Below are 20,556 nucleotides of genomic sequence, written 5' to 3'. Positions count from 1 at the left end.
GGGCGTCCACACCCCGGGAACCGGTTGCGCGGCCACCTCGTGCGGCGCTTTCCCCATCGCTGTCACCGTCGGTTACGGAGTCCGGTGCCGCAGGAGGGCGAAGGCGGCGGCCGTGGCCAGGCCCGCGACGGCCAGCAGGACGCCGCTCTCCACGAGCTGGAGGGGCCAGAAGTGGGACTCGGGGTGGTAGGCGGCCCAGAACTCGGTCACTCCGGTGCTCCTCATGCAGTTCCGGATGCCGGTGGCGGTGTCCTGGCCGACGCAGGCCGTGTTGTTGTCCAAGCGCGTGCCGTCGCCGAGGACGGTGCTGTGCAGGAGGTCCAGCGCGCCGGGCGGGAGGCGCAGGGCCGCGGGGCCGGTCACGGTCGTGGTCGGCCACAGGCTCAGCCGGTACTCGCGCAGGACGAGGAAGAGGGCGGACGCCGCGGCGAGGGCGGCCCCGGCCGCCGGCAGGGCCCTGCGCAGGGCGAGGCCCGCGAGCGCGCCGAGGGCGAGACCGGCGAGGGCGTACGCGACGGCGACCGGGCCGGTGGAGAACCAGACGTCGGTGTCGTACCAGGCTCCGACCAGGGCCGGGTCGCCGTCCCGGCGGGCCCACACGGTGAGCAGGACGGCCGCCGTGGTGCCCGCGGTGAGCAGCCCCGCCGGGACGGCGAGCTTGGCTGCCAGCCAGCGCACGGGGCCGGCGGACCGGGTCCAGGCCAGCCGCGCGGTGCCGGTCTCCAGTTCGCGCCCGATCAGTGCCGCCCCCGCCCAGGCCGCGACCGGGAACATCAGATACGTGAGGCCGGTGGCGACGAGGCCGATGCCCGCGCGGTAGGTCTCGTCCGCGTCGATCGCCCTCAGGTCCGCGCAGGCCGGCAGGCCGGTGCCCCGCGAGCCGCAGGGGCCGAGGGCCGCGCGGGCGTCGGGTCCGATGACGTACATCCAGGTCAGGGTGGCCGCGGCGGCGACCAGAGCGGCTCCCCAGAGGACCAGCGCGGTGCGGTGCAGCCGCAGCACGGCCCAGGTCAGGCCGGACGGGCGGTGTCCGATCGGGGTGCTCAAGAGACGGACCTCCGCCTCAGGACGCCGAAGGCGACGGCGACCAGCAGTGCCGTGGCGGCCAGCAGCACGCCGGTCTCCAGGAGCTGGCGTGGCCAGAAGTCGGGGGAGGGGAGGTACTCGCGGGTGAAGCCTACGACGTCGTGCCGGGCGAGGCAGGCCTTGCTGAGACGGCAGTCGGGGACCGGGATCTCCGCGCCCGTCGAGGTGATCGCCCGGCTCCGGACGGACAGTTCGGGCTGTTGGTAACTGCCTTGGAACGGCCAGGAGTTGGCGCGGAACGCGATGACCGCGCTCTGTGCCAGACCGGCGACCGCGAGGGCGGGCAGGGTGCGGCGCAGCACGAGACCGGCCACGGCGCCGACCGCCAGACCCAGCAGCGGCGCGGCGACGGCGGCCGGACCGATGGAGAAGTACAGGGCGCGCGGTTCGATGCCGGCCCGCAGCAGGTCGCTGTGGGCGGACCACAGCATCCGGTACAGCACGACGAGCAGGCCCGTGCCCACGGTGACGAACAGCGCGGGTACCGCCAGTTTGGCCGCGAGCCAGCGGGCGGGCGTGACGGACTGGGTCCAGGCGAGCCGCGCGGTGCCGGTCTCCAGCTCCCGGGCGACCAGCGAGCCGCCCGCGAAGGCGGCGACGGCGAACGAGGCGATGTTCAGCAGGGAGGCAGGGGCCTGGAGGAGGTAGTTGAAGGGGCCCGAGAGGGGTGAGCCGGTGATGCCGACGGCCGCGGCGTCCCGCTGCACCGCCACGTAGCCGAAGGCGTCGAAGTGCTTCCGGGTCTCCTCGGCGCCGGGTCCGTACAGCCACAGCATCAGGCCGGCGGTGAGCACCACGAAGGCGGTCCAGCTCCACAGCGCGGTGCGGTGCAGCCGCAGCACCGTCCAGACCAGGCCGCGGGGGCGGAGCCGGGCGCTGCGCACGGGGGAGGTCAGGGCGAGGGAGCTCATCGGGTCACCGTCATCGGGGTCGCGGTCGTGCCGGGGGTGAGCAGGGCCGGGGTCGAGGGGGAGCGCAGATGGGCGAGGAGCAGCTCCTCCACGGACGGTGGCGCGGTCTGCCAGCCGTCGGGCACCGGTCCGTCGTGGCGTATCAGCGCGGTGAGGCCGCGGCCGGTGGCGCGGGACTCGACGACGAGGTGCGGGTGGAGGTCGGCGGGGGTGCCGCGGCCGGTCACCACGGTGTGCGCGCCGAGCAGGTCGTCCAGGCCGCCGCCGAGCCGGATCCGCCCGCCGCCCATGAGCAGCAGGTGGTCGCAGGCGTCGGCGAGTTCGGTGACGATGTGCGAGGACATCAGCACCGTGGTGCCGCGCTCGGCGGCGTCCGCCATCAGGGTGCCCAGCAGTTCGTGGCGGGCCAGTGGGTCGAGGTCGGCCATCGGCTCGTCCAGCAGCATCAGTTCGGGCCGTTTGCCCAGCGCGAGGGCGAGCGCCACGCGGGTGCGCTGACCGCCGGACAGCCTCCTGACCCGGGTCCCGGGGTCGAGCGACCCCTGTTCCACGACCGAGGCGGCGTGCGCGGCGTCCCAGCGGGCCGGGTTGAGCTCGGCGCCCAGGCGCAGCGTCTCGGCGATCGTCAACTGGGGGTGCAGGGGCTTGTCCTGGGCGAGGTAGGCGATGTCCTCGCGGGCCCCGGCCGGGGTGGTGCCGAGCACGGTGAGGGTGCCCGAGGCGGGCTTCAGCAGCCCGGCGGCCGCCGCCAGGAGCGTCGACTTGCCCGCGCCGTTGGGGCCGACGAGCGCGCTGACCCGCCCGGCCGGGAGGCGGAAGGAGCAGCCGTCCAGGGCCGCGGGGCGCCGGCCGTAGCGCACGGTGAGTCCGTGCGCCTCGACGGCGACGGCGGATCGGGTGGTGCCGGTGGAGCTCACTGGTCCCCCTCAGGGAAATGTTGGTCCAGTACGGAGCCGAACAACGCGGCCACGTCCTCGCGGTCGAGGCCCGCCGCGCGGGCGCGCAGGGCCCAGGCGTCGAGCTCCGTGGCCGGCGGCGAGTCCGCCGGGGCGGCGCCGAGCGTCCTGCGGACGAAGGTGCCGAGGCCGCGCTTGGCCTCGACCAGCCCTTCGCGCTCCAGTTCGCGGTAGGCCTTGAGGACGGTGTTCGGATTGATCGCGGTGGCTTCCACGACCTCGCGGGCCGTGGGGAGCCGGTCGCCGGGCTCGAGGAGGCCGAGGCGCAGTGCCTGCTTCGTCTGCTGGACGATCTGGACGTAGGTGGCGACGCCGCTCCGCCGGTCGATGCGATACGCGAGCACGTGGACAACCACCCTTTCACTAATTGAGTAGTGAAAGGGTGGTGCAACGGGACGGCCGTCGTCAAGTCCGTGGTGTCCGGATGGAGTTGCCCGAACGCCGGATCCGGCCGCTCACCAGGCACGCGACGAGATTCGGAAAGTTCTCGGCCGCGTGGTGAACCGATCGGCGGGGCTCATCCGATGAGGGGGTGTGAGGGAAACGAGAAGCGACGGAGAGCTGCTGCGGGCCATCGCGGCGGACGGGGAGCGTCGCGCCTTCGAAGAGCTGTACCGGCGGTACGCGCCATGGCTGACCGCGCGGTTGCGCGGCCGGTGCGCCGACGCCGGGATCGTCGACGACGTCGTCCAGGAGACCTTCCTCGCCGTCTGGCGCGGCACCGCCCGCTACCGCGAGGAGGGCGACCCGGCCGGCTGGCTGTGGCGCATCGGCTCACGACGTCTCGTCGACTCGATACGCGGCGACGGAGCGCGCGGCCGGCTCCGGCACGCGCTGGCCCGTCTCCGGCACCGCGACGAGGCCTCGGCCGAGGAGCGCGTGCTGGCCGGTGTCGAGCACGGCGACCTGGCCGGCGCCTTGACCGGACTCTCGCCCGAACTCCGGGCGGTTCTCCAGGCCACGGTGATCGACGGGCTCAGCACCCGGGAAGCGGCGGTCCTGCTCGGCATTCCGCCGGGCACGGTCAAGACGCGGGCACTGCGCGCGCGCAAGCAGTTGCGGGAGGCATTGGCATGAGCGACGACGACCGTCGCGGAGGCGAGGGCAGCGGCACGAGCGGCGACAGCCGTCCGGCCTGGCACGTGCCGGAGGACGACCTCCGGGCTTACGCGCGGGGCGAGTTGGCGCCACCCCGGCTCTGGTCCGCGGACACCCACCTCGCCGCGTGCGCGCGGTGCCGCGAGACGCTGGCCGCGCACAGCGACCCGGTGGCCCTGGACGCGGCCTGGGAACGCCTCGACGCCGAGCTGGACGCCCCGCGGCCCGGCCCGGTCGAGTGGCTGCTCGTCCGGCTCGGGGTCTCCGACCACACGGCACGGCTGCTGGCCGCCACCCCCGTCCTGCGCCGCTCCTGGCTGGGCGCGGTCCTCGCCGTCCTGATCATGACCGTGGCCGCGGCCAACGTGGTGCGCGCCGCGACCGCACCCGACCTCTTCCTGGGGCTCGCCCCGCTGCTCCCGCTCGCCGGGGTCGCGCTGTCCTTCGGCCCGGCGCTCGACCCGACGTACGAGATGGCGGTCGTCTCCCCGCTGCACGGCTTCCGCCTCCTGATGATCCGCACGGTCGCGGTGCTCGTCGTGGGCCTGGGGTTCAACGGCCTCATGACCCTGGCCCTCCCTTCCTACGGCCTGCACGCGCTGGCCTGGCTGCTGCCCGCCCTCGCCCTCACCGCGACCGGTCTCGCGCTCACCTCCCGGCTCGGGCCCGTCCTCGCCCCCTGCCTGGTCGGCGGCGGCTGGATCACCGTGCTGGCCGTGGCCCGGCTGAACACCGAGCCCGACACCACGCTCGCCCCGTTCACCGCGGCCGGACAGGGCGTCGCCGGGGCGGTCGCGGCGGTGGCCGCCGGCCTCCTCTATCTCGCACGGGACAGGTTCGACGCGTCGCGCCTCCCGCTCACCGACTTCACCGACAGGAATGCCGCATGATCCCCACCGTCTCCGCCTCCGGGCTGACCCTCCGCTTCGGCGGGACGCTCGCGCTCGACGACGTCTCCGTCCGCTTCGGAGCGGGAGTCACCGGACTCCTCGGGCCCAACGGCGCGGGGAAGACCACCCTGCTGCGGGTGCTCGCCACCGCCGTGCCCGCCGACCGCGGCGCCTTCACCGTCCTCGGGCACGACCCGGGTACCTCCGCCGGACGCACGGACGTCCGGCGCGCGCTGGGCTACCTGCCGCAGACGCCCGGATTCCACCAGGACTTCTCGGCCTTCGAGTTCGTCGACTACGTGGCGATCCTCAAGGAACTCACGGACCGGACCGCCCGGCACCGCGAGGTGCGCCGGGTGCTGGAGGCCGTCGCCCTGTCCGACGTGCGCGGCAAGCGCATCAAGCGGCTGTCCGGCGGCATGCGCCAGCGGGTCGCGCTGGCCGCCGCGCTCGTCGGCGACCCCGGCTTCCTCGTCCTCGACGAGCCGACCGTCGGCCTCGACCCCGAGCAGCGCATGCGCTTCCGGGAGCTGATCGCCCAAGCGGGAGAAGGACGCACGGTCCTGCTCTCCACCCACCAGACCGAGGACGTGGCGATGCTCTGCCACCGCGTGGTCGTCATGGCCGCCGGCCGTATCCGGTTCGAGGGCACCCCCGCCGAGCTGACCCGACGGGCGTCCGGCCGGGTGTGGAGCAGCGCGGAGCGCGACCCGGCCGCCCGGGCCGGATGGCGCACGGGCACGGGCACCTTCCGCAATGTCGGCGACCCGCCGAAGGGCGCCGAACTCCTCGAACCAACCCTGGAGGACGGCTACTTGCTCACTCTCGACGGCGAGCCCGCGGAGGTGGCGGCATGAGCGCCACCACGGACACCGTCACGCCGACGGCCCCCACGGGGGTGGAGCCGCCCGCACAGGACCGGGAGTGCCGGACGGGCGCGGTCCTCGCCCTCGCCCGCTTCGAAGCGCGCGAACTGCTCCAGCAGATCCCGGTCCTGCTCTTCCTCGCGCTGTACGTCGGCTACACCGGCTGGAAGATGTTCTCCGGCCGCGAGGGCATGGACGAGTTCCCGGTCCTCCAGGACGTCGACCGGTCCACCCAGCAAACCCCCATACTCCTCGGCATCGCCCTGTTCGCCTCCGTCAACCGCGCGGTGCTGCGCTCCCGTCGGCACTCCACCGACCGGCACTTCGACGTCCTGCCCATGGAGCCGTGGCGCCGTACGGTGGCACACGCCCTGTCCGTCGTGCCGTTCGCCGCGATCACCGCACTGGTCGTCGGCCTCCAGTTCACCTGGGCGGCACTGAAGCCGGGCGCGGTCGGCCACGCCTCACCCGCGGAACTGGCGGTGGGTCCGCTGGTGATCCTCCTGTCCGGGGTCCTCGGCGTGCTGCTCGCCCGGCTGATCCCGATCGGGTTCATCGCACCGCCCTTCGTGATCGGCACCTACGCCCTCACGGTCCTGGTCTCCTCGGCCACCCAGGGAGCGCACTGGGTGCGGTGGCTCGGACCGGTCGTCTCCGAAGAGGGAGCCGACCCCTTCCCCTCCGACCTGCTGGGCCGGCCCGCCGCCTGGCACGCGCTCTATCTGACGGGCCTCGCGGTCCTGCTGCTCTGCCTCGCCGTGCTGAAGAGCGGTGGTCGGACCCGCCTGGTCACGGCGGTGACGGCGGTCGCCCTCGTCATGACGGCCGTCGGCGTGGCCGGACAGTCCCCCGGAGAGAGCGCCTCGCTGAGGGCGGCCCGCGCCAAGGCGTCGGTGACCCCGCAGAAGGTGCAGACCTGCGTCCGGCACGGCCGATCCACGTACTGCGCCTTCCCCGAGTGGACCGGCCGCACCGCGGACTGGGCCGCCGCCGTCGACCGTGTCCAGTCCCGCGCGGGCGGTTCGGCCCGGGGCGAGCGGCTGACCGTGCGCCAGCGGATCGACGCCACCTACGGCCTCGAGAGCGACGCCGCGATCTCCGGGTCCACCACGCCGGGCACGGTGACGGTCGGCACGCACTGGGGCGGCAACCGGCTGCCCGAGTTCGCGGTCGGTGTCGCCTCGGTCCTGGTCGCGGGCGACGAGATCCACGCCGCGGAGATGTGCGACGCCCGCGTGGTGACCGTCATGTGGCTCGCGCTCAGCACCCAGCCGGACCCGATGCGGGCCCTTCGTCACGTCCGGCTCGACGACAGCGTCGAGGGCTCCGCCATCGCGCTGACCCCCACGGACGCGGTCTCCATGTCCGCCCAGCAGACCACGGTGGTGCGCGAGTTGCTCCAGAAGCCGCACTACGGCGTCGCCGCCAAGGTCAAGGCCCACTGGACGGAGCTGACGTCCGCGGACACGTCCACGACCCGGGTGGCCGAACTGCTCGGCGTGCCGGCCGGTGACCCGGAGACCAAGGCGGAGTCGGAGGGTCGATCGTGCGATCAGTAGGGGAGGAGGGAGACAACGGCGAGAAGGACGGCCGTGGTGGTGCTTCCGGGGTGACCGCGGTTGTCACGGAGCGCCGGGGGGAGGTGGCCGAGCCGCCGCCGCCTGGGTACGTCGTGGCGCTCCCGCTGCTCCGCCCCGTGTGGCGAAGCCTTCCCCATGCGGCCCTGGCGGCGGGAGCCGGTCTCGGGCTGCTGCTGGCCGGCGTCCCGCGGATGCTCTCCGTGCCCGCCGACCCGTGGCTCTGTCTCAACCTCCTGCGGGCCGCCGCCCTCGCCCTCGCCCTGGGGCTGGCGTTCCTGCTGGACGATCCGGCCCGGCACACCACGGCGCCGGTACCGACCGGGCGGGCGGTGCGGATCGGGTTGCGGGTGGGATGCGTCCTGCCGCTCGCGGCGGTGTGGTGGACCGCCGCGCTGTTCCTCATACCCGAGAAGGTCCGCCCCCCGGTGGGCGCGACCACCCTCGAAGCGGCCGCCTTCGCCGTCCTCGCGCTGGCCGGTGCCGTCGTCGCCGTACGCCACTCGGAAGCCACCGAACCCGGGATCACGGTGTCCGCCGGACTCCTGGGCGCGTCCTTCGCCGCGGCCCTGCTGCTCCCCGGCCGCTGGGCGCTCTGGGTGGCGACGGCCGACCCGCACTGGGACGACGCGCACCGGCGGTGGGCGGGCCTCCTGGTCGTGGCGGCACTGACCGGGGCGTTCTCCCTGACGGAGCCGCTGCGGCGACGCCGGACAATGTCCCTCGCCCACCGCTGACTTCGGCCGCAGGGCCCGGCGGCCGGGCCCCGGGCGCGGTTCGGGACCCCCGGGACCCTGTGCTTCAGGCCCTTGCGGTTCAGGACCCCGCGCTTCAGAACCCCACGATGCGGACCCCGCGTGTCGGAGATCCGGGTGTCAGGCCTGGCGCGGTCAGGGTCGGCGGGGGCAGGGCCGGCGCGGTCATGACCTGACGGGGTCGGGGCTGGGGGCCAGGACTGGCGGGGTCAGGACTCCGTTCGGTACATCAGGTCCGTCTCGTGGGTGACGAAGCCGAGACGCTCGTAGACGGTGACCGCCGCCTTGTTGTCGGCGTCGACGTAGAGCATCGCGGTGGGCAGGCCCTGGGCGGCGAGATGGCGCAGTCCGATCGTGGTCAGGGCCTTGCCGAGGCCGCCGCCCTGGGCACCGGGGCGTACGCCGAGGACGTACACCTCGCCCAGCCCCTCCTCGGCATGGACCTTGGTCCAGTGGAAGCCGACGAGTTCGCCGCCGCGGAAGGCGAGGAAGAAGCCGGCCGGGTCGAACCAGGGCTCGGCCGTGCGGTCGTCCAGGTCGCGCTGGGTGAGGGAGCCCTGCTCGGGATGGTGGGCGAAGGCGGCGGCGTTCACGGTGAGCCAGGCGGCGTCGTCCCGTCCGGGGACGAAGGTCCGGACGGTCACCCCCTCCGGAAGCTTCGGTTCGGGCAGGTCGAGGCTCTCCAACGGGCGGCGCATCTGGCGGAGTTCGCGGAAGAGGGTGAGACCGAGGACCTGCGCGAGATGCCGGGCGGCGGAGTGGCCGCCGTGCGCCCACACCCGGAGCCGTTTGCCGGACTCGTGGAGCATGACCGTGCCGAGCGCCCTTCCGTGCCCGTGGCCGCGGTGCGCCGGGTGGACGACCAGCTCGGCGGCCGGGGCCTCGACCGGGTCGGTGTCCTCCAGCTGCGCGTAGCCGATCAGTTCGTGGTCGAAGGTCAGCAGCAGATGCCGGACTCCGTCACGGGCCCCGCCCCTCAGCTGGAGCCGTCCCTGCTCGGACACCGCCTGCTGTCCGTCGGTCCGGGCGGCCTCGGCCAGCAGCCGGAGCACGTCCTCGGCCTGATCCGGGGTCAGCTCGGAGCAGGTGTCGATGGAGCGGGAGGGGGCGAAGGGTGCCGCGTCGTCGCTGGTCATGGATACGAGGGTACGGCTCGGCGCTGGGCGGACAAGGAGTTGAGGGAGCCGGATGTGACTCGTGGCGGGGAGAGGCCGACGGGGAGGGCGACGACGTGCCCGTCGGCTCCCGGTGCGGCGATGGCAATCACTCCGTAACCCGGAACCCCCTTTTGCGCTACGCGCGTTGATTCTAAAGTGCGTGCGAACGCCACGGCTGTCGCCCGGCCACGCGCGGCGCGCACCACCCGCGCGTCGCGCAGGGACGGGCGTCGCCGACGGCGCCCGTACGGTACGCATCTCGTGCGGGTCCGGCAGTCAGCGCAGTACGCACCACCCGCGAGTTCCGCGCAGCACGCGGCACCCGCGGGGCACGACGGTCCGCACCGCCCGCACCACCTGCTCGGCCCGCGCACGGCACCGTGCTTCTCGTGTCTCACCGTTCTCCAGGGGGAACCATGCCGCCCACCTTCCGGCCCAGACGAACTCATCGGCTCCTCGCGGCCGCCGCCGGTCTCGCCACCGTCGGCGCGCTGGCCGCGGCGATGCCCGCGAGCGCCCACCAGGACGACGCGACCTCGTCGCACCACCACGACAGCGGCCGCTACCAGGACGTCCAGCTGCTCTCCTTCAACGACCTGCACGGCAACCTGGAGCCGCCGACCGGTTCCTCCGGCCGGGTCACGGAGCTGGCGGCGGACGGGACGACGAAGACCGTCGACGCCGGCGGCGTCGAGTACCTGGCCACGCACCTGCGGGACGCCCGCAAGGGCAACAAGTACTCGATCACGGCGGCCGCCGGTGACATGGTCGGCGCCTCCCCGCTGATCTCCGGCCTCTTCCACGACGAGCCCACGATCGACGCGCTCAACGGCCTCGACCTCGACGTCACCTCGGTCGGCAACCACGAGTTCGACGAGGGCGCCAAGGAACTGGCCCGGCTCCAGAAGGGCGGCTGTCACCCGACGGACGGCTGCTACGACAAGACCAAGAAGTTCCAGGGGGCCGACTTCCCCTACCTCGCGGCGAACGTCACCGACGAGAAGACCAAGAAGCCGATCCTCAAGCCCTACTGGGTGTGGAAGAAGAACGGCGTCAAGGTCGGCTTCATCGGCGTCACGCTGGAGGGCACCCCGAACATCGTCTCCGCGGAGGGCGTCAAGGGCCTGAAGTTCGGCGACGAGGTCGAGACGATCAACAAGTACGCCAAGGAGCTCCAGCGCCAGGGCGTGAAGTCGATCGTCGCGCTGATCCACGAGGGCGGGGCGCCCGCGTCGACCGCGTACAACTACGACTGCGACAGCCCCGGCGCCGGTGACGGCATCTCCGGGCCGATCGTCGACATCGCCAAGAACGTCACGCCGGCCGTGGACGCGCTGGTCACCGGCCACACCCACCAGGCGTACGCGTGCACCGTCCCCGACCCGGCGGGCAAGCCCCGCATGGTCACCTCGGCCTCCTCCTTCGGCCGGCTGTACACGGACACGACGCTGACGTACGACCGTCGGACCGGCGACATCGCCCGTACGGCGGTGAAGTCCGCGAACCGCGTCGTCACCCGTGACGTCGCGAAGGCCGCCGACATGACCTCGCTCATCACCCGGTGGAAGGCGCTCGCCGCGCCGATCGCCTCGCGCCCCATCGGTTACATCGCGGGGGACATCGGCAACACCGGCACCGAGTCCCAGGCCGGTGACCTGATCGCCGACGCGCAGCTCGCGTACGCCAAGTCCGTGGACCCCGAGGCCGACCTGGCGCTGATGAACCCGGGCGGCATCCGCGCCGGGCTCACCTACGCGTCGAGCGGCGGCGAGGGCGACGGCGTGGTGACCTTCGGCGAGGCGTACACGGTCCAGCCGTTCGCCAACACCGTCAATCTGGCCGACCTCACCGGCGCCCAGGTGATCACCGCGCTCCAGCAGCAGGTCAGCGGTCTCAACGAGGCCGCCCCGAAGATCCTCCAGGTCTCCAAGGGCCTCACCTACACGCTCGACCTGACCAAGACCGGCGCGGCCCGTGTCGTCGTCGACTCGGTCAAGCTCGACGGCACGGCGATCGACCCGGCCGCCACCTACCGCGTCGCGATGAACTCCTTCCTCGCGGGCGGCGGCGACGGCTTCGCGGAACTGGGCAAGGGCACCGACGTCCGCGTCGGCCAGGACGACCTGGCGGCCCTGGAGACCTACCTGACGGCCAACTCCTCCGCCACGACGCCGTACCCGGTGCCGACGGCGGACCGGATCACGATCGTCAAGTAGCCGGTCCGGCGCCGAAGCGGCCGTTCCTCGCGCCTGGGCCGGACCCCGGACCCCGGACCCCGGACCCCGGATTCCGGATTCCGCGAGGGAGACGAAGGAGCCCCCACCCGAAATCGGGTGGGGGCTCCTTCGTCGAGCGGGTGCTACGGCATCCCGGGAGGGGCCGTCGGGGTGCCCGGCAGGCGTACGGTCGCGATCGTGCCGCCGCCCTCCGCGGGGAGGAGCGACACCTCGCCGCCGGCCTGCTGGACCGTGCGGGCCACGATCGACAGACCGAGGCCCGAGCCGGGGAGGGCCCTGGCGTCGGGGGAGCGCCAGAAACGGTCGAAGACGTGCGGGAGTTCGTCCGTGGGGATGCCGGGGCCATGGTCGCGCACGGTCAGTTCGCCGTCCTTCAGCCGGACGTCGACGGTGCCGCCGCCGGGGCTGAACTTCACCGCGTTGTCGAGGACGTTCACGATCGCCCGTTCCAGCGCCGAGGGCTCCGCCCGGACGAACCAGGGCTCCAGATCGGACGTGATCGTCAGCTCCGGTCCGCGCAGCCGGGCCCTGCGCACGGCGGCCTCCGCGCTGTCCCGGAGGTCCACGACCTCCACGGGGTCGGCCGGATGCTCCGCGTCCGAACGCGACAGCGTCTGCAGGTCGCCGATCAGCGCCGCCAGCTCGGTCATCTGGGCGGTCACCGAGGTGAGCAGCGCCTTGCGGTCCGCCGGGGGGATCGGACGGCCGATCTCCTCGCTGCGGGTGAGGAGTTCGATGTTCGTCCGCAGGGAGGTGAGCGGCGTCCGCAGCTCGTGACCGGCGTCGGCGATCAGCTGCTGCTGGAGCTCGCGGGAGCTCGCGAGGGAGGCGGTCATCGAGTTGAAGGAGCGGGAGAGCCGGGCGATCTCGTCGTCGCTCTCCTCGTTCACGGGGATGCGGATGGTCAGGTCCTCGGTGCGGGCGACGTGCTCGACCGCCTCGGTGAGCTTGTCGACCGGGCGCAGCCCGGCGCGGGCGACCCACAGGCCGGCCGCCCCGGCGCCGATCACTCCGATCCCCCCGACGAGCAGGAGGACCAGGGCCAGTTCGTTGAGAGTGGAGTCCGTTCCCTTGAGGGGGACCGCGTACATGATCGCGGCGTCCGGGGTGATCGTCGTCGTGCCGTCGGGGTGGCCGATCGTCAGCGGGACGGTGAGGACCCGCACGGAATGGCCCTCGGTGTCGGTGCCGTCGCGGAAGACGCCGTGACCCACGACCGGGTTCTTGGCGAAGCCGGTGTCGCTGTCGGTGACCTCGATCTCGCCGGGCGAGACGGAGGCCACGCAGGACTCGCCCTCCGCCGTGACCACCTGGAGGTAGGACTCGAACTGCGCCCGGAACCCTCCGGCGTCGGGCGGGGTCTGACTCGGCGAGTCGTTGTCGGCGTTGTTGCAGGTGTTGATGGTGTTGATGAGCTTCACGCCCTGCGGGCGGCTGGCCGACGACCTCAGTTCCTTGTCCAGCTCGTCGTACAGCTTCCTCTGCACGAGGAACCAGCACGTCACCGAGACCGCCGCCACCGCGAACGCGACCGCCGCCGCCACCAGCAGGGCCAGCCGTGACCGCAGGGGCAGGGATCTGAACCTGCGCATCATTCCGCGCCACCGGACCGCAGTACGTATCCCACACCGCGCACCGTGTGGACCAGGCGCGGTTCGCCGCCCGCCTCCGTCTTGCGGCGCAGGTACATGACGTACACGTCGAGGGAGTTCGACGAGGGCTCGAAGTCGAAGCCCCAGACGGCCTTCAGGATCTGCTCGCGGGTGAGGACCTGCCGCGGGTGGGCCAGGAACATCTCCAGGAGGGTGAACTCGGTGCGGGTGAGCTCCACCGGCCGTCCGGCACGGGTGACCTCGCGCGTCGACAGGTCCATGCGCAGGTCGCCGAAGGTCAGCGCGTCGTCCTCGGTGGCGGCACCGGCCGAGGCCGCGTAGGAGCTGCGTCGCAGCAACGCCCGGATGCGGGCGAAGAGTTCGTCGAGTTCGAAGGGCTTGACGAGGTAGTCGTCGGCTCCGGCGTCCAGCCCCGTGACACGGTCGCCGACCGTGTCACGGGCCGTCAGCATGAGGATGGGCGTGGTCGTGCCCGCGCCGCGCATCCGGCGTGCCGTGGTGAGGCCGTCCATGCGGGGCATCTGGATGTCGAGGACGACGAGGTCGGGCTGGTAGGCCGTCGCCTTCTCCAGGGCGTCCGCGCCGTCGACCGCGATCTCGGTGTCGTACCCCTCGAAGGCGAGGCTGCGCCTGAGCGCGTCGCGTACGGCCGGCTCGTCGTCGACGATCAGAATGCGCTGGGTGTCACGGTCGCCTTCGGCGGAGCTCATGGGCGTGGGTTCCTCGGGTGGGGTGGGTCGTGATCCGGTGTTTTCAGCCTCGCACGTTCCGGGCTGTCCCGGAATGGATCAGCTTCGTACGGTACGGCGGCGGGTGGCGGCCCGGTGGGCCGCGGGCCGGGAGACGGCGGGCGCCAGCTCAGGGGCCCGCCGCACCGGCGCGTGCAGCTCGTGGGTGACCGTCAGGGCCAGACCGAGTTCGGCCGGGCCGTCCCCCGTGACGGGGTGGACGACGCGCTTGATCATCATGGCGACCTCCGGGAGTCAGCTGTCGGAACCGCCGGCCCGCAGCGAGGCGAGGTCGGCCTTGACGGTGTTGACGGGGATGGCGAAGCCGAGGCCGACGCTGCCCGCGCTCGACGAGGACGAGGAGGAGTCCGAAGCGGCCGAGTACATCGCGGAGTTGATGCCGACGATGTTGCCGTTCATGTCGATGAGGGCGCCGCCGGAGTTGCCCGGGTTGAGCGAGGCGTCGGTCTGCAGGGCCTTGTACGTCGTCGTGGAGGAGCCCGTGTCGCCGTTGAACTGCCGTCCGCCGAACTCGAACGGCCACTGGCCGCCGTCGTCGCCCTGTTGCCGCTGTCCCTGGCTCTCGTCGGTGGAGACGGTCACGTCACGGTCCAGGGCGGAGACGATGCCGCTGGTGACGGTGCCGGTCAGGCCCTCGGGGGAGCCGATCGCGACGACCTGGTCGCCGACCTGGACGCCGTCGGAGTCGCCGAGCGTCGCGGGCTTCAGCCCGGACGGCGCGTTCTCCAGCTTGATCAGCGCGAGGTCCTTCTTGCTGTCGGTGCCGACGACCTTGGCGGTGTACGACTTGCCGTCGTTCAGCCGCACCTTGATCGCGGAGGCGCCCGAGACGACGTGGTTGTTGGTGATGATCTCGCCGCCGGTCGTGATGATCACGCCGGAGCCGGTGGACGAGCCCGCGTTCGAGGTCGCGCCGATCTCGACGATGCTCGGGCTGACGGCCTTGGCGACGCCGGAGACCGTGCCCCGCTGGCTGGTCGGCACCACGTTCGTGCTGGTGCTGCTGGAGGCGACGGTGTCGTTGCCGGTCAGCTCCTGGAAGCCGTACGCGGTGCCGCCGCCGACCGCGGCCGCGACGATCGCGACGGCGGCGAGCAGGCCGAAGGGGCCCTTGGCGCGGCGCCTGGCGGTGGGGGCGGAGGCGGGGGCGGGCTCGGGTCCCGCGGGGACCGCGGCGAACGCCGCCGTGGAACCCGCGGCGTCGGGCCCGGGGTGTCCGTAGTACGGGCCGGCGCCGTGACCGCCGTTCCCGCCGTCGCCACCGTGACCGGAGCCCGGCCACACGGTGGTACCCGGCTCGACGTGGACCGGCGCGGCCGGGGCGTACGCCGGCGGGGGAGGCCACTCGGGGTTCACAGGAGAGGAGGGACGCGACTGCTGCCCGGGGTACGCGGACCCGTGGTCGTCGCCCTGGGGGTACTCGCCGCTGCGGCGGAAGCTCTCGGTCATGAAAAAAGACTGTCCCCCGATCATGAGAGCTCCCTGAGTGGTCCCTGAGAAGCCCGACAGAACCTCGTATGCCCGATATAAAGGCGCTTCCCGTGTGTTCCATGAGGGCGCCTCGAGCAGACTCCGCGGGTGTCCCGGCGGCCGCCTTCCCTCGGTTCCGGGTGCGCCGCGGGCCCTTTCCGAGCGCTCGCGGCAGGTACGGCGAACGGCGGGTTGCGCGCGCGTGCGGGCTCGTACGGGCTGGAACCGCACCTCGTACGTGGCCGACGGTGACCTGACCGGCGACGGCATCGCGGACGTCCTCGCCCGTGACTCGGGCGGCACGCTCTGGCTCTACCCCGGCACCGACGAGGCCTCCAGCAGCCTCTTCGGCACCCGCAAGAGCCTCGGTACCGGCTTCAACCGGTACAACCTGCTGTTCTGGTTCCCGTCGTACGGGTCTCGGCACGGGTACGGCGAACGGCCGTACCCATGCCGTACCTGCTGCACCCGCACCTTCTGCACCCGCTGCACCCGTCTGTACCCGGAAAGCGGAGATCCCCGCGTCCCGTCAGGGGCGTGGGGATCTCCGTCGTCCGCGTGCCCCGTCCGTCCGCGCCCGGGCCTCGGGGCCTCGTGGAGCCGTCGTGGGGCGTCGTGGGCCTACGCGCAGCCGCAGGACTGCCGGACCACGAGGCGTGAGGGGAACAGCTTCAGCCGCTCGCGGCGGGACCCGGCCACGCGGAGCCCGTCGTCCAGGACGAGGTCCACGGCCGCGCGGGCCATGGCCGAGCGGTCCGATGCGATCGTTGTCAGAGGAGGGTCGGTCAGGGCCGCTTCCTTGACGTCGTCGAACCCGGCGACCGCCAGTTGCCCCGGCACGTCGATGCGCAGTTCGCGCGCGGCCCGCAGAACGCCGATCGCCTGGTCGTCGGTGGAGCAGAAGATGGCCGGCGGCCGGTGCGGTCCGGCGAGCAGTTCGAGGCCGACCTTGTAGGCGTCGTACCGGTTGTACGGGGCCTCGAAGACGCGGCCCTCGGTCGACTTGCCGGCCTCCTGCATGGCGCGCCGCCAGCCCTCGACGTGGTCGGAGACGGGGTCGCCGACGGCGGGGGTCTCGGCCGTACCGCCGAGACAGGCCACGTACTCGTACCCGTGCTCCAGAAGGTGCCGGGTGGCGAGCTGGGCGCCCCCTATGTCGTCGGTCACGACGGCGACGTCGTCGATCGCCTCGGGGCGCTCGTGGAGCAGCACCACCCGGGCGTCCCACGCGTCGATCTCGGCGGCCGCGTGGTCGTTCAGCGCGTGGCTGACGAGGATCAGTCCGGAGACCCGCATGCCGAGGAAGGCGCGCAGATAGTGCACCTCGCGCTCGGCGATGTAGTCGGAGTTGCCGACCAGCACCATCTTCCCGCGCTCGGCGGCGGCCTGTTCGACCGCGTGCGCCATCTCCCCGAAGAAGGGCTGGCGCGCGTCCGGCACGATCAGGCCTATGAGCTCGGTCTTCCGCGATGCCATGGCCTGGGCGACCCGGTCGGGCCGGTACCCCAGCTCCTTGATCGCGGCGAGAACGCGCTCGCGCGTGGCCGGGGCGACCGGCCTGGGTCCGTTGTTGATGACATAGCTGACAACAGCGGTGGAAGTACCCGCCAGCCGCGCCACATCATCCCTAGTCACCTTGGCCACGCGCGGAGTCTACGCGGATGGACCTACCTCTGGGCAGGGCGTACGGATGCTTCCTGCGGCTCCGCCGCGGCCTCCGCGGGAGCGGCGGCCTCCGGACGGGCCGTCTCGTCCGCATCGTCCGGCTTTGGCTGGGCGGCCTTGGCCTTCGCCCCGTCCGCCGCGCGGTCCACCTTCTCGGGGGTGACGAATCGATAACCGACGTTCCGGACGGTTCCGATCAGCGACTCGTGCTCGGGTCCGAGCTTCGCCCGCAGCCGTCGTACGTGGACGTCGACCGTCCGCGTACCGCCGAAGTAGTCGTAGCCCCAGACCTCCTGGAGCAGCTGGGCGCGGGTGAAGACGCGGCCCGGGTGCTGCGCGAGGTACTTCAGGAGCTCGAACTCCTTGAAGGTGAGATCGAGGACCCGGCCCTTGAGCTTGGCGCTGTACGTCGCCTCGTCCACGGAGAGGTCGCCGTTGCGGATCTCCATCGGGGAGTCGTCGTTGACGATCTGCTGGCGGCCCATCGCGAGCCGCAGGCGGGCCTCCACCTCGGCCGGACCGGCGGTGTCCAGGAGGACGTCGTCGATGCCCCAGTCGGCGGTGACCGCCGCGAGGCCGCCCTCCGTCACGACGAGGATGAGCGGACAGCCGGGGCCCGTGGAGCGCAGCAGCTGACACAGGCTGCGAACCTGGGGAAGATCTCGTCGTCCGTCGATCAGGATGACGTCGGCACCGGGGGTGTCGACGAGAGCCGGCCCTTCCGCCGGAGCCACGCGCACGTTGTGCAGCAGCAGGCCGAGAGCGGGAAGCACCTCCGTCGAAGGCTGAAGGGCATTGGTCAGGAGCAGAAGAGAACTCATCGCGCCTCACCCACCTGGGTCGTCCTGCGTTCGTGCACGGTTCGCTCGCCCATAACGTCTGGTTCCTCCTCGGTCCCTGCGAGGACGTTTGCGGCACTGCTGCTGTACGTGCGGTTCCCACGCCCTGGGATCCGCTGTGCGCCCGAGGCCCCGTACACCTGCGGTTTCCCGCTTCGTATACAACGCTTCCGAAAGCACAAAAGGACTCGGGGGCTGCTCTGCCCGAGTCCTCATGCCCAGCAGAATAGCCCACATGAGCTCAGGTCCGGCAGGTCAAGCGACGCGATCTTTCAAGAGTCCACGCCTTGAGACAGCCTCGCGCGCCCCTTCGCGGAGGTTTCTGCGCACGGTCGACGGGGTGACGATCGAGGCCGCGTACGACCCCGGAACGGGGTCGGCCGGTGACGTGGCGTTCGTCGTCGCGCACGGGTTCACGGGTGATCTCGACCGCCCGCACGTGCGCCGCGCGGCCGGCGTCCTGGGCCGCCGGGCGGCGGTGGTCACCTTCTCCTTCCGTGGTCACGGCGGATCGGGCGGCCGTTCCACGGTCGGTGACCGCGAGGTCCACGATCTGGCGGCCGCGGTCGCCTGGGCACGTGAACTCGGGCACACCCGCGTCGTGACCGTCGGCTTCTCGATGGGCGGCTCGGTGGTGCTGCGGCACGCGGCGCTGTACGGGGAGAAGGGCCCGGGGCGTGAACCGGTGGCCGGGCGGGAGCACGAGGGGCGCACGGAGGCGCGAACGGACGCCGTGGTCTCGGTGAGCGCGCCGGCCCGCTGGTACTACCGGGGGACGGCGCCCATGCGGCGGGTGCACTGGCTGGTGACCCGCCCGGAGGGCCGGGTCGTGGGCCGGCTCGGCCTGCGCACCCGTATCCACCACCGCGGCTGGGACCCGGTCCCCGAGTCCCCGGTCGAGTGCGTCCCGCACATCGCGCCGACTCCGCTCCTCATCGTGCACGGCGACCGGGACGGCTACTTCCCCGTCGATCACCCGCGGATGCTGGCCGAGGCGTCCGAGGGGCACGCCGAGCTGTGGCTGGAACACGGCATGGGGCACGCGGAGAACGCCGCCGCCGACGACCTGCTCGGCCGTATCGGTGACTGGGCCCTCGCACACGCGGGCTAGCCTGACGGGGTTCGCGCGGACATGCGCGCGGACACACAGACAGCCGGACCGCTGATTGAGGAACGAGATGGCAAAGGGCACGGTGCGTTACTGGGCCGCGGCCAAGGCCGCGGCAGGCGTCGCCGAGGAGCCGTACGAGGCGGGCACACTCGCCGAGGCACTCGACGCGGCCCGCGAACGACACCCCGGCGAACTCGTCCGCGTCCTGCGGCGATGCTCGTTCCTCGTCGACGGTGACCCCGTCGGTGCCCGGGGGCATGAGACGGTACGGCTGGCCGAGGGCGGCACGGTCGAGGTGCTCCCGCCGTTCGCAGGAGGGTGAGCGAGACGATGAGCAACCAGCCGTACGAGGGTCACTACGAGGGGTACGACCCCTACCAGCAACCCCAGCAACCGCAGCAGGAGCCCCAGCAGCAGTCCCGACGGCCCCGCCCGCAGTCGCAGGAGCCCCAGCAGCAGCCCGAGTGGCAGCAGCACACTCAGCAGTGGGAGGGGCAGACCTGGGAGACGCGGGCCCAGGCGCCGGTCCCGGCCGCCGACACCGCGTACCTGCCCCCGCAGGGGTACCAGACGTACGGCGAGCCGCAGGGTTACGCCGGTCCGGTGGGCGAGGCACTGCCTCCCGAGGCCCCGGAGCGGGCGTGGACCCCGCCGCGGGAGCCGGCCGCGCACGGGGCACCCGGCTCGGCCGGTCAGGCCGACCCCGACCGCCCCGGCGGGACGCTTCCCGAGACCCCGGGCGGCGCCGAGGCGGGCTACGGGCCCGCGACCGTCACGGGCACGACCCGGGTCACCGACGCCCAGCGCGCCCGTGCCGAGGGCCGGTCGCCGATCATCGAGCCGGGCATGCAGCCGGCCGCGCTGACGGCGGTGCTGGCCCTGCTGCTCTCCGGAACGGCGGCGATCGGGGAGTACGCGCTCGTCGTCCCGCTCGTCCTGCTCCAGGCCGTCACGGCGGCGGGATGGTTCCGGCTGAACGGGATGTGGCCCGCCCGGCAGGGCATCGCGCTGGCCTTCGCCGGTGCGCTGACCGCGGATGTCGCGCTGCTCGTCGCGGGCCGGGAGAACGCGCCCGCCGCGATCCTCGGCACCCTCGGCGTGTGGGTCCTGCTGACCCTCGTGCTGCAACTGCGCAGCCACGCCGATCCGGACACCCGGATGTACGGACTGATGGCGACCGTCGTCTCCGCGGCGCTGTCGATCGTCGCGACCGGGCACCTGGCGGCCGAGCCGGACGCCGTGACGGTGGGCGCCGCCGCGGTGGCCGTGGCGGTCCTGGCCCGCGCGCTGCCGCTGCCCACGGCGGCCTCCGTGGTCGTCGCGCTGCTGGCCGCCGCGGGCGCCGGCATCGCGGTCGGCGGGATGACGGACCTGGGCACGCAGGGCGCTTTCCTGGGCCTCGGCGCGGGTGTGTGCGCGCTGATCGGTCACCGGGCGGCCAGCTACGACTACCCGTCGCGGTTCGTCCATTTCACCGCGGGCGTGGCGCTGCCGCTGGCCGCCGCCGCCCCGGCCGTCTACCTGCTGGGCCGTGCCCTGGGCTGACCGGCCGGTCCGGCGGTCGGACCCGGTCGTC

General features: G+C 72.9%; 20 protein-coding genes. 9 read left to right on the top strand and 11 right to left on the bottom strand.

What is annotated here, in order from left to right; translation table 11 throughout:
- Positions 1 to 72: 72 nt before the first annotated feature.
- Genes ACFYW7_RS19135 through ACFYW7_RS19120 form a run of 4 tightly spaced genes read right to left on the bottom strand, consistent with a single transcriptional unit; the run spans position 73 to position 3,297 of the window.
- The gene (locus ACFYW7_RS19135) at positions 73 to 1,047 is read right to left on the bottom strand and encodes a hypothetical protein (protein ID WP_389503640.1); all 975 of its coding nucleotides are present in this window, start codon (positions 1,045 to 1,047) and stop codon (positions 73 to 75) included.
- Positions 1,044 to 1,997 carry a hypothetical protein gene (locus tag ACFYW7_RS19130; RefSeq protein WP_389503638.1) on the bottom strand — a complete coding sequence of 318 codons (954 nt, stop codon included), beginning with the start codon at positions 1,995 to 1,997 and terminating at the stop codon, positions 1,044 to 1,046. The genes ACFYW7_RS19135 and ACFYW7_RS19130 overlap by 4 nt, the downstream gene beginning before the upstream one ends.
- Positions 1,994 to 2,914 (bottom strand): ABC transporter ATP-binding protein, encoded by a 921-nt coding sequence (locus ACFYW7_RS19125; RefSeq protein ID WP_389503636.1) that lies wholly within the window; start codon positions 2,912 to 2,914, stop codon positions 1,994 to 1,996. Before ACFYW7_RS19125 ends, ACFYW7_RS19130 begins: the two co-directional genes overlap by 4 nt.
- A complete protein-coding gene (locus ACFYW7_RS19120; protein WP_389503633.1) occupies positions 2,911 to 3,297 on the bottom strand; it encodes a GntR family transcriptional regulator in 387 nt (128 codons plus the stop codon). Before ACFYW7_RS19120 ends, ACFYW7_RS19125 begins: the two co-directional genes overlap by 4 nt.
- Positions 3,298 to 3,487: 190 nt before the next feature.
- Between ACFYW7_RS19120 and ACFYW7_RS19115 the strand changes: the two genes are divergently transcribed.
- The 5 genes from ACFYW7_RS19115 to ACFYW7_RS19095 are packed head-to-tail and all read left to right on the top strand — an operon-like array spanning position 3,488 to position 8,121.
- Positions 3,488 to 4,030, top strand: coding sequence for an RNA polymerase sigma factor (locus ACFYW7_RS19115; protein WP_389503631.1), 543 nt, complete (start codon positions 3,488 to 3,490; stop codon positions 4,028 to 4,030).
- The gene (locus ACFYW7_RS19110; RefSeq protein WP_389503629.1) at positions 4,027 to 4,941 is read left to right on the top strand and encodes a zf-HC2 domain-containing protein; all 915 of its coding nucleotides are present in this window, start codon (positions 4,027 to 4,029) and stop codon (positions 4,939 to 4,941) included. Before ACFYW7_RS19115 ends, ACFYW7_RS19110 begins: the two co-directional genes overlap by 4 nt.
- On the top strand, positions 4,938 to 5,798 hold the full coding sequence (locus ACFYW7_RS19105; RefSeq protein WP_389503627.1) for an ABC transporter ATP-binding protein: 861 nt from the start codon (positions 4,938 to 4,940) through the stop codon (positions 5,796 to 5,798). Before ACFYW7_RS19110 ends, ACFYW7_RS19105 begins: the two co-directional genes overlap by 4 nt.
- On the top strand, positions 5,795 to 7,366 hold the full coding sequence (locus tag ACFYW7_RS19100) for an ABC transporter permease (RefSeq protein WP_389503625.1): 1,572 nt from the start codon (positions 5,795 to 5,797) through the stop codon (positions 7,364 to 7,366). The genes ACFYW7_RS19105 and ACFYW7_RS19100 overlap by 4 nt, the downstream gene beginning before the upstream one ends.
- Entirely contained in the window at positions 7,354 to 8,121 is a 768-nt protein-coding gene (locus ACFYW7_RS19095; RefSeq protein ID WP_389503623.1) for an ABC transporter, read from the top strand. Before ACFYW7_RS19100 ends, ACFYW7_RS19095 begins: the two co-directional genes overlap by 13 nt.
- Before the next feature lie 227 nt (positions 8,122 to 8,348).
- Here the strand turns inward: ACFYW7_RS19095 and mshD are convergent, their stop codons facing one another.
- Positions 8,349 to 9,275, bottom strand: coding sequence for a mycothiol synthase (mshD, locus tag ACFYW7_RS19090; RefSeq protein WP_389503621.1), 927 nt, complete (start codon positions 9,273 to 9,275; stop codon positions 8,349 to 8,351).
- Between the two features lie 437 nt (positions 9,276 to 9,712).
- Between mshD and ACFYW7_RS19085 the strand changes: the two genes are divergently transcribed.
- Positions 9,713 to 11,512: a bifunctional metallophosphatase/5'-nucleotidase gene (locus ACFYW7_RS19085; RefSeq protein WP_389503619.1), complete on the top strand. Its 1,800-nt coding sequence runs from the start codon at positions 9,713 to 9,715 to the stop codon at positions 11,510 to 11,512.
- Positions 11,513 to 11,655: 143 nt separating this feature from the next.
- Here ACFYW7_RS19085 and ACFYW7_RS19080 read toward each other — a convergent pair whose 3' ends face one another.
- The 6 genes from ACFYW7_RS19080 to ACFYW7_RS19055 all read right to left on the bottom strand — a co-directional run bounded on the left by ACFYW7_RS19080 (position 11,656) and on the right by ACFYW7_RS19055 (position 17,851).
- Positions 11,656 to 13,128 carry an ATP-binding protein gene (locus tag ACFYW7_RS19080; RefSeq protein ID WP_389503617.1) on the bottom strand — a complete coding sequence of 491 codons (1,473 nt, stop codon included), beginning with the start codon at positions 13,126 to 13,128 and terminating at the stop codon, positions 11,656 to 11,658.
- Positions 13,125 to 13,856 carry a response regulator transcription factor gene (locus ACFYW7_RS19075; protein WP_389503614.1) on the bottom strand — a complete coding sequence of 244 codons (732 nt, stop codon included), beginning with the start codon at positions 13,854 to 13,856 and terminating at the stop codon, positions 13,125 to 13,127. Before ACFYW7_RS19075 ends, ACFYW7_RS19080 begins: the two co-directional genes overlap by 4 nt.
- Before the next feature lie 78 nt (positions 13,857 to 13,934).
- On the bottom strand, positions 13,935 to 14,114 hold the full coding sequence (locus tag ACFYW7_RS19070) for a hypothetical protein (protein ID WP_389503611.1): 180 nt from the start codon (positions 14,112 to 14,114) through the stop codon (positions 13,935 to 13,937).
- Positions 14,115 to 14,129: 15 nt separating this feature from the next.
- Positions 14,130 to 15,344: a S1C family serine protease gene (locus ACFYW7_RS19065; RefSeq protein ID WP_389503609.1), complete on the bottom strand. Its 1,215-nt coding sequence runs from the start codon at positions 15,342 to 15,344 to the stop codon at positions 14,130 to 14,132.
- A 642-nt stretch (positions 15,345 to 15,986) separates the two neighbouring features.
- Entirely contained in the window at positions 15,987 to 17,009 is a 1,023-nt protein-coding gene (locus ACFYW7_RS19060) for a LacI family DNA-binding transcriptional regulator (RefSeq protein WP_389503607.1), read from the bottom strand.
- A gap of 23 nt (positions 17,010 to 17,032) precedes the next feature.
- On the bottom strand, positions 17,033 to 17,851 hold the full coding sequence (locus ACFYW7_RS19055; RefSeq protein ID WP_389503605.1) for a response regulator transcription factor: 819 nt from the start codon (positions 17,849 to 17,851) through the stop codon (positions 17,033 to 17,035).
- A gap of 253 nt (positions 17,852 to 18,104) precedes the next feature.
- Here ACFYW7_RS19055 and ACFYW7_RS19050 point away from each other — a divergent pair, with 253 nt between their 5' ends.
- The 3 genes from ACFYW7_RS19050 to ACFYW7_RS19040 all read left to right on the top strand — a co-directional run bounded on the left by ACFYW7_RS19050 (position 18,105) and on the right by ACFYW7_RS19040 (position 20,525).
- Positions 18,105 to 18,980 (top strand): alpha/beta hydrolase family protein, encoded by an 876-nt coding sequence (locus tag ACFYW7_RS19050; protein ID WP_389503603.1) that lies wholly within the window; start codon positions 18,105 to 18,107, stop codon positions 18,978 to 18,980.
- A gap of 67 nt (positions 18,981 to 19,047) precedes the next feature.
- Positions 19,048 to 19,302, top strand: a complete 255-nt coding sequence (locus ACFYW7_RS19045; protein WP_389503601.1) for a MoaD/ThiS family protein — start codon at positions 19,048 to 19,050, stop codon at positions 19,300 to 19,302.
- 8 nt (positions 19,303 to 19,310) lie between these two features.
- Entirely contained in the window at positions 19,311 to 20,525 is a 1,215-nt protein-coding gene (locus tag ACFYW7_RS19040; RefSeq protein WP_389503747.1) for a hypothetical protein, read from the top strand.
- Positions 20,526 to 20,556 lie beyond the last annotated feature (31 nt).

Source organism: Streptomyces sp. NPDC002580 (genome assembly GCF_042889485.1).
GTDB lineage: Bacteria > Actinomycetota > Actinomycetes > Streptomycetales > Streptomycetaceae > Streptomyces.
This window is presented reverse-complemented; position numbering and strand designations above follow the sequence as displayed.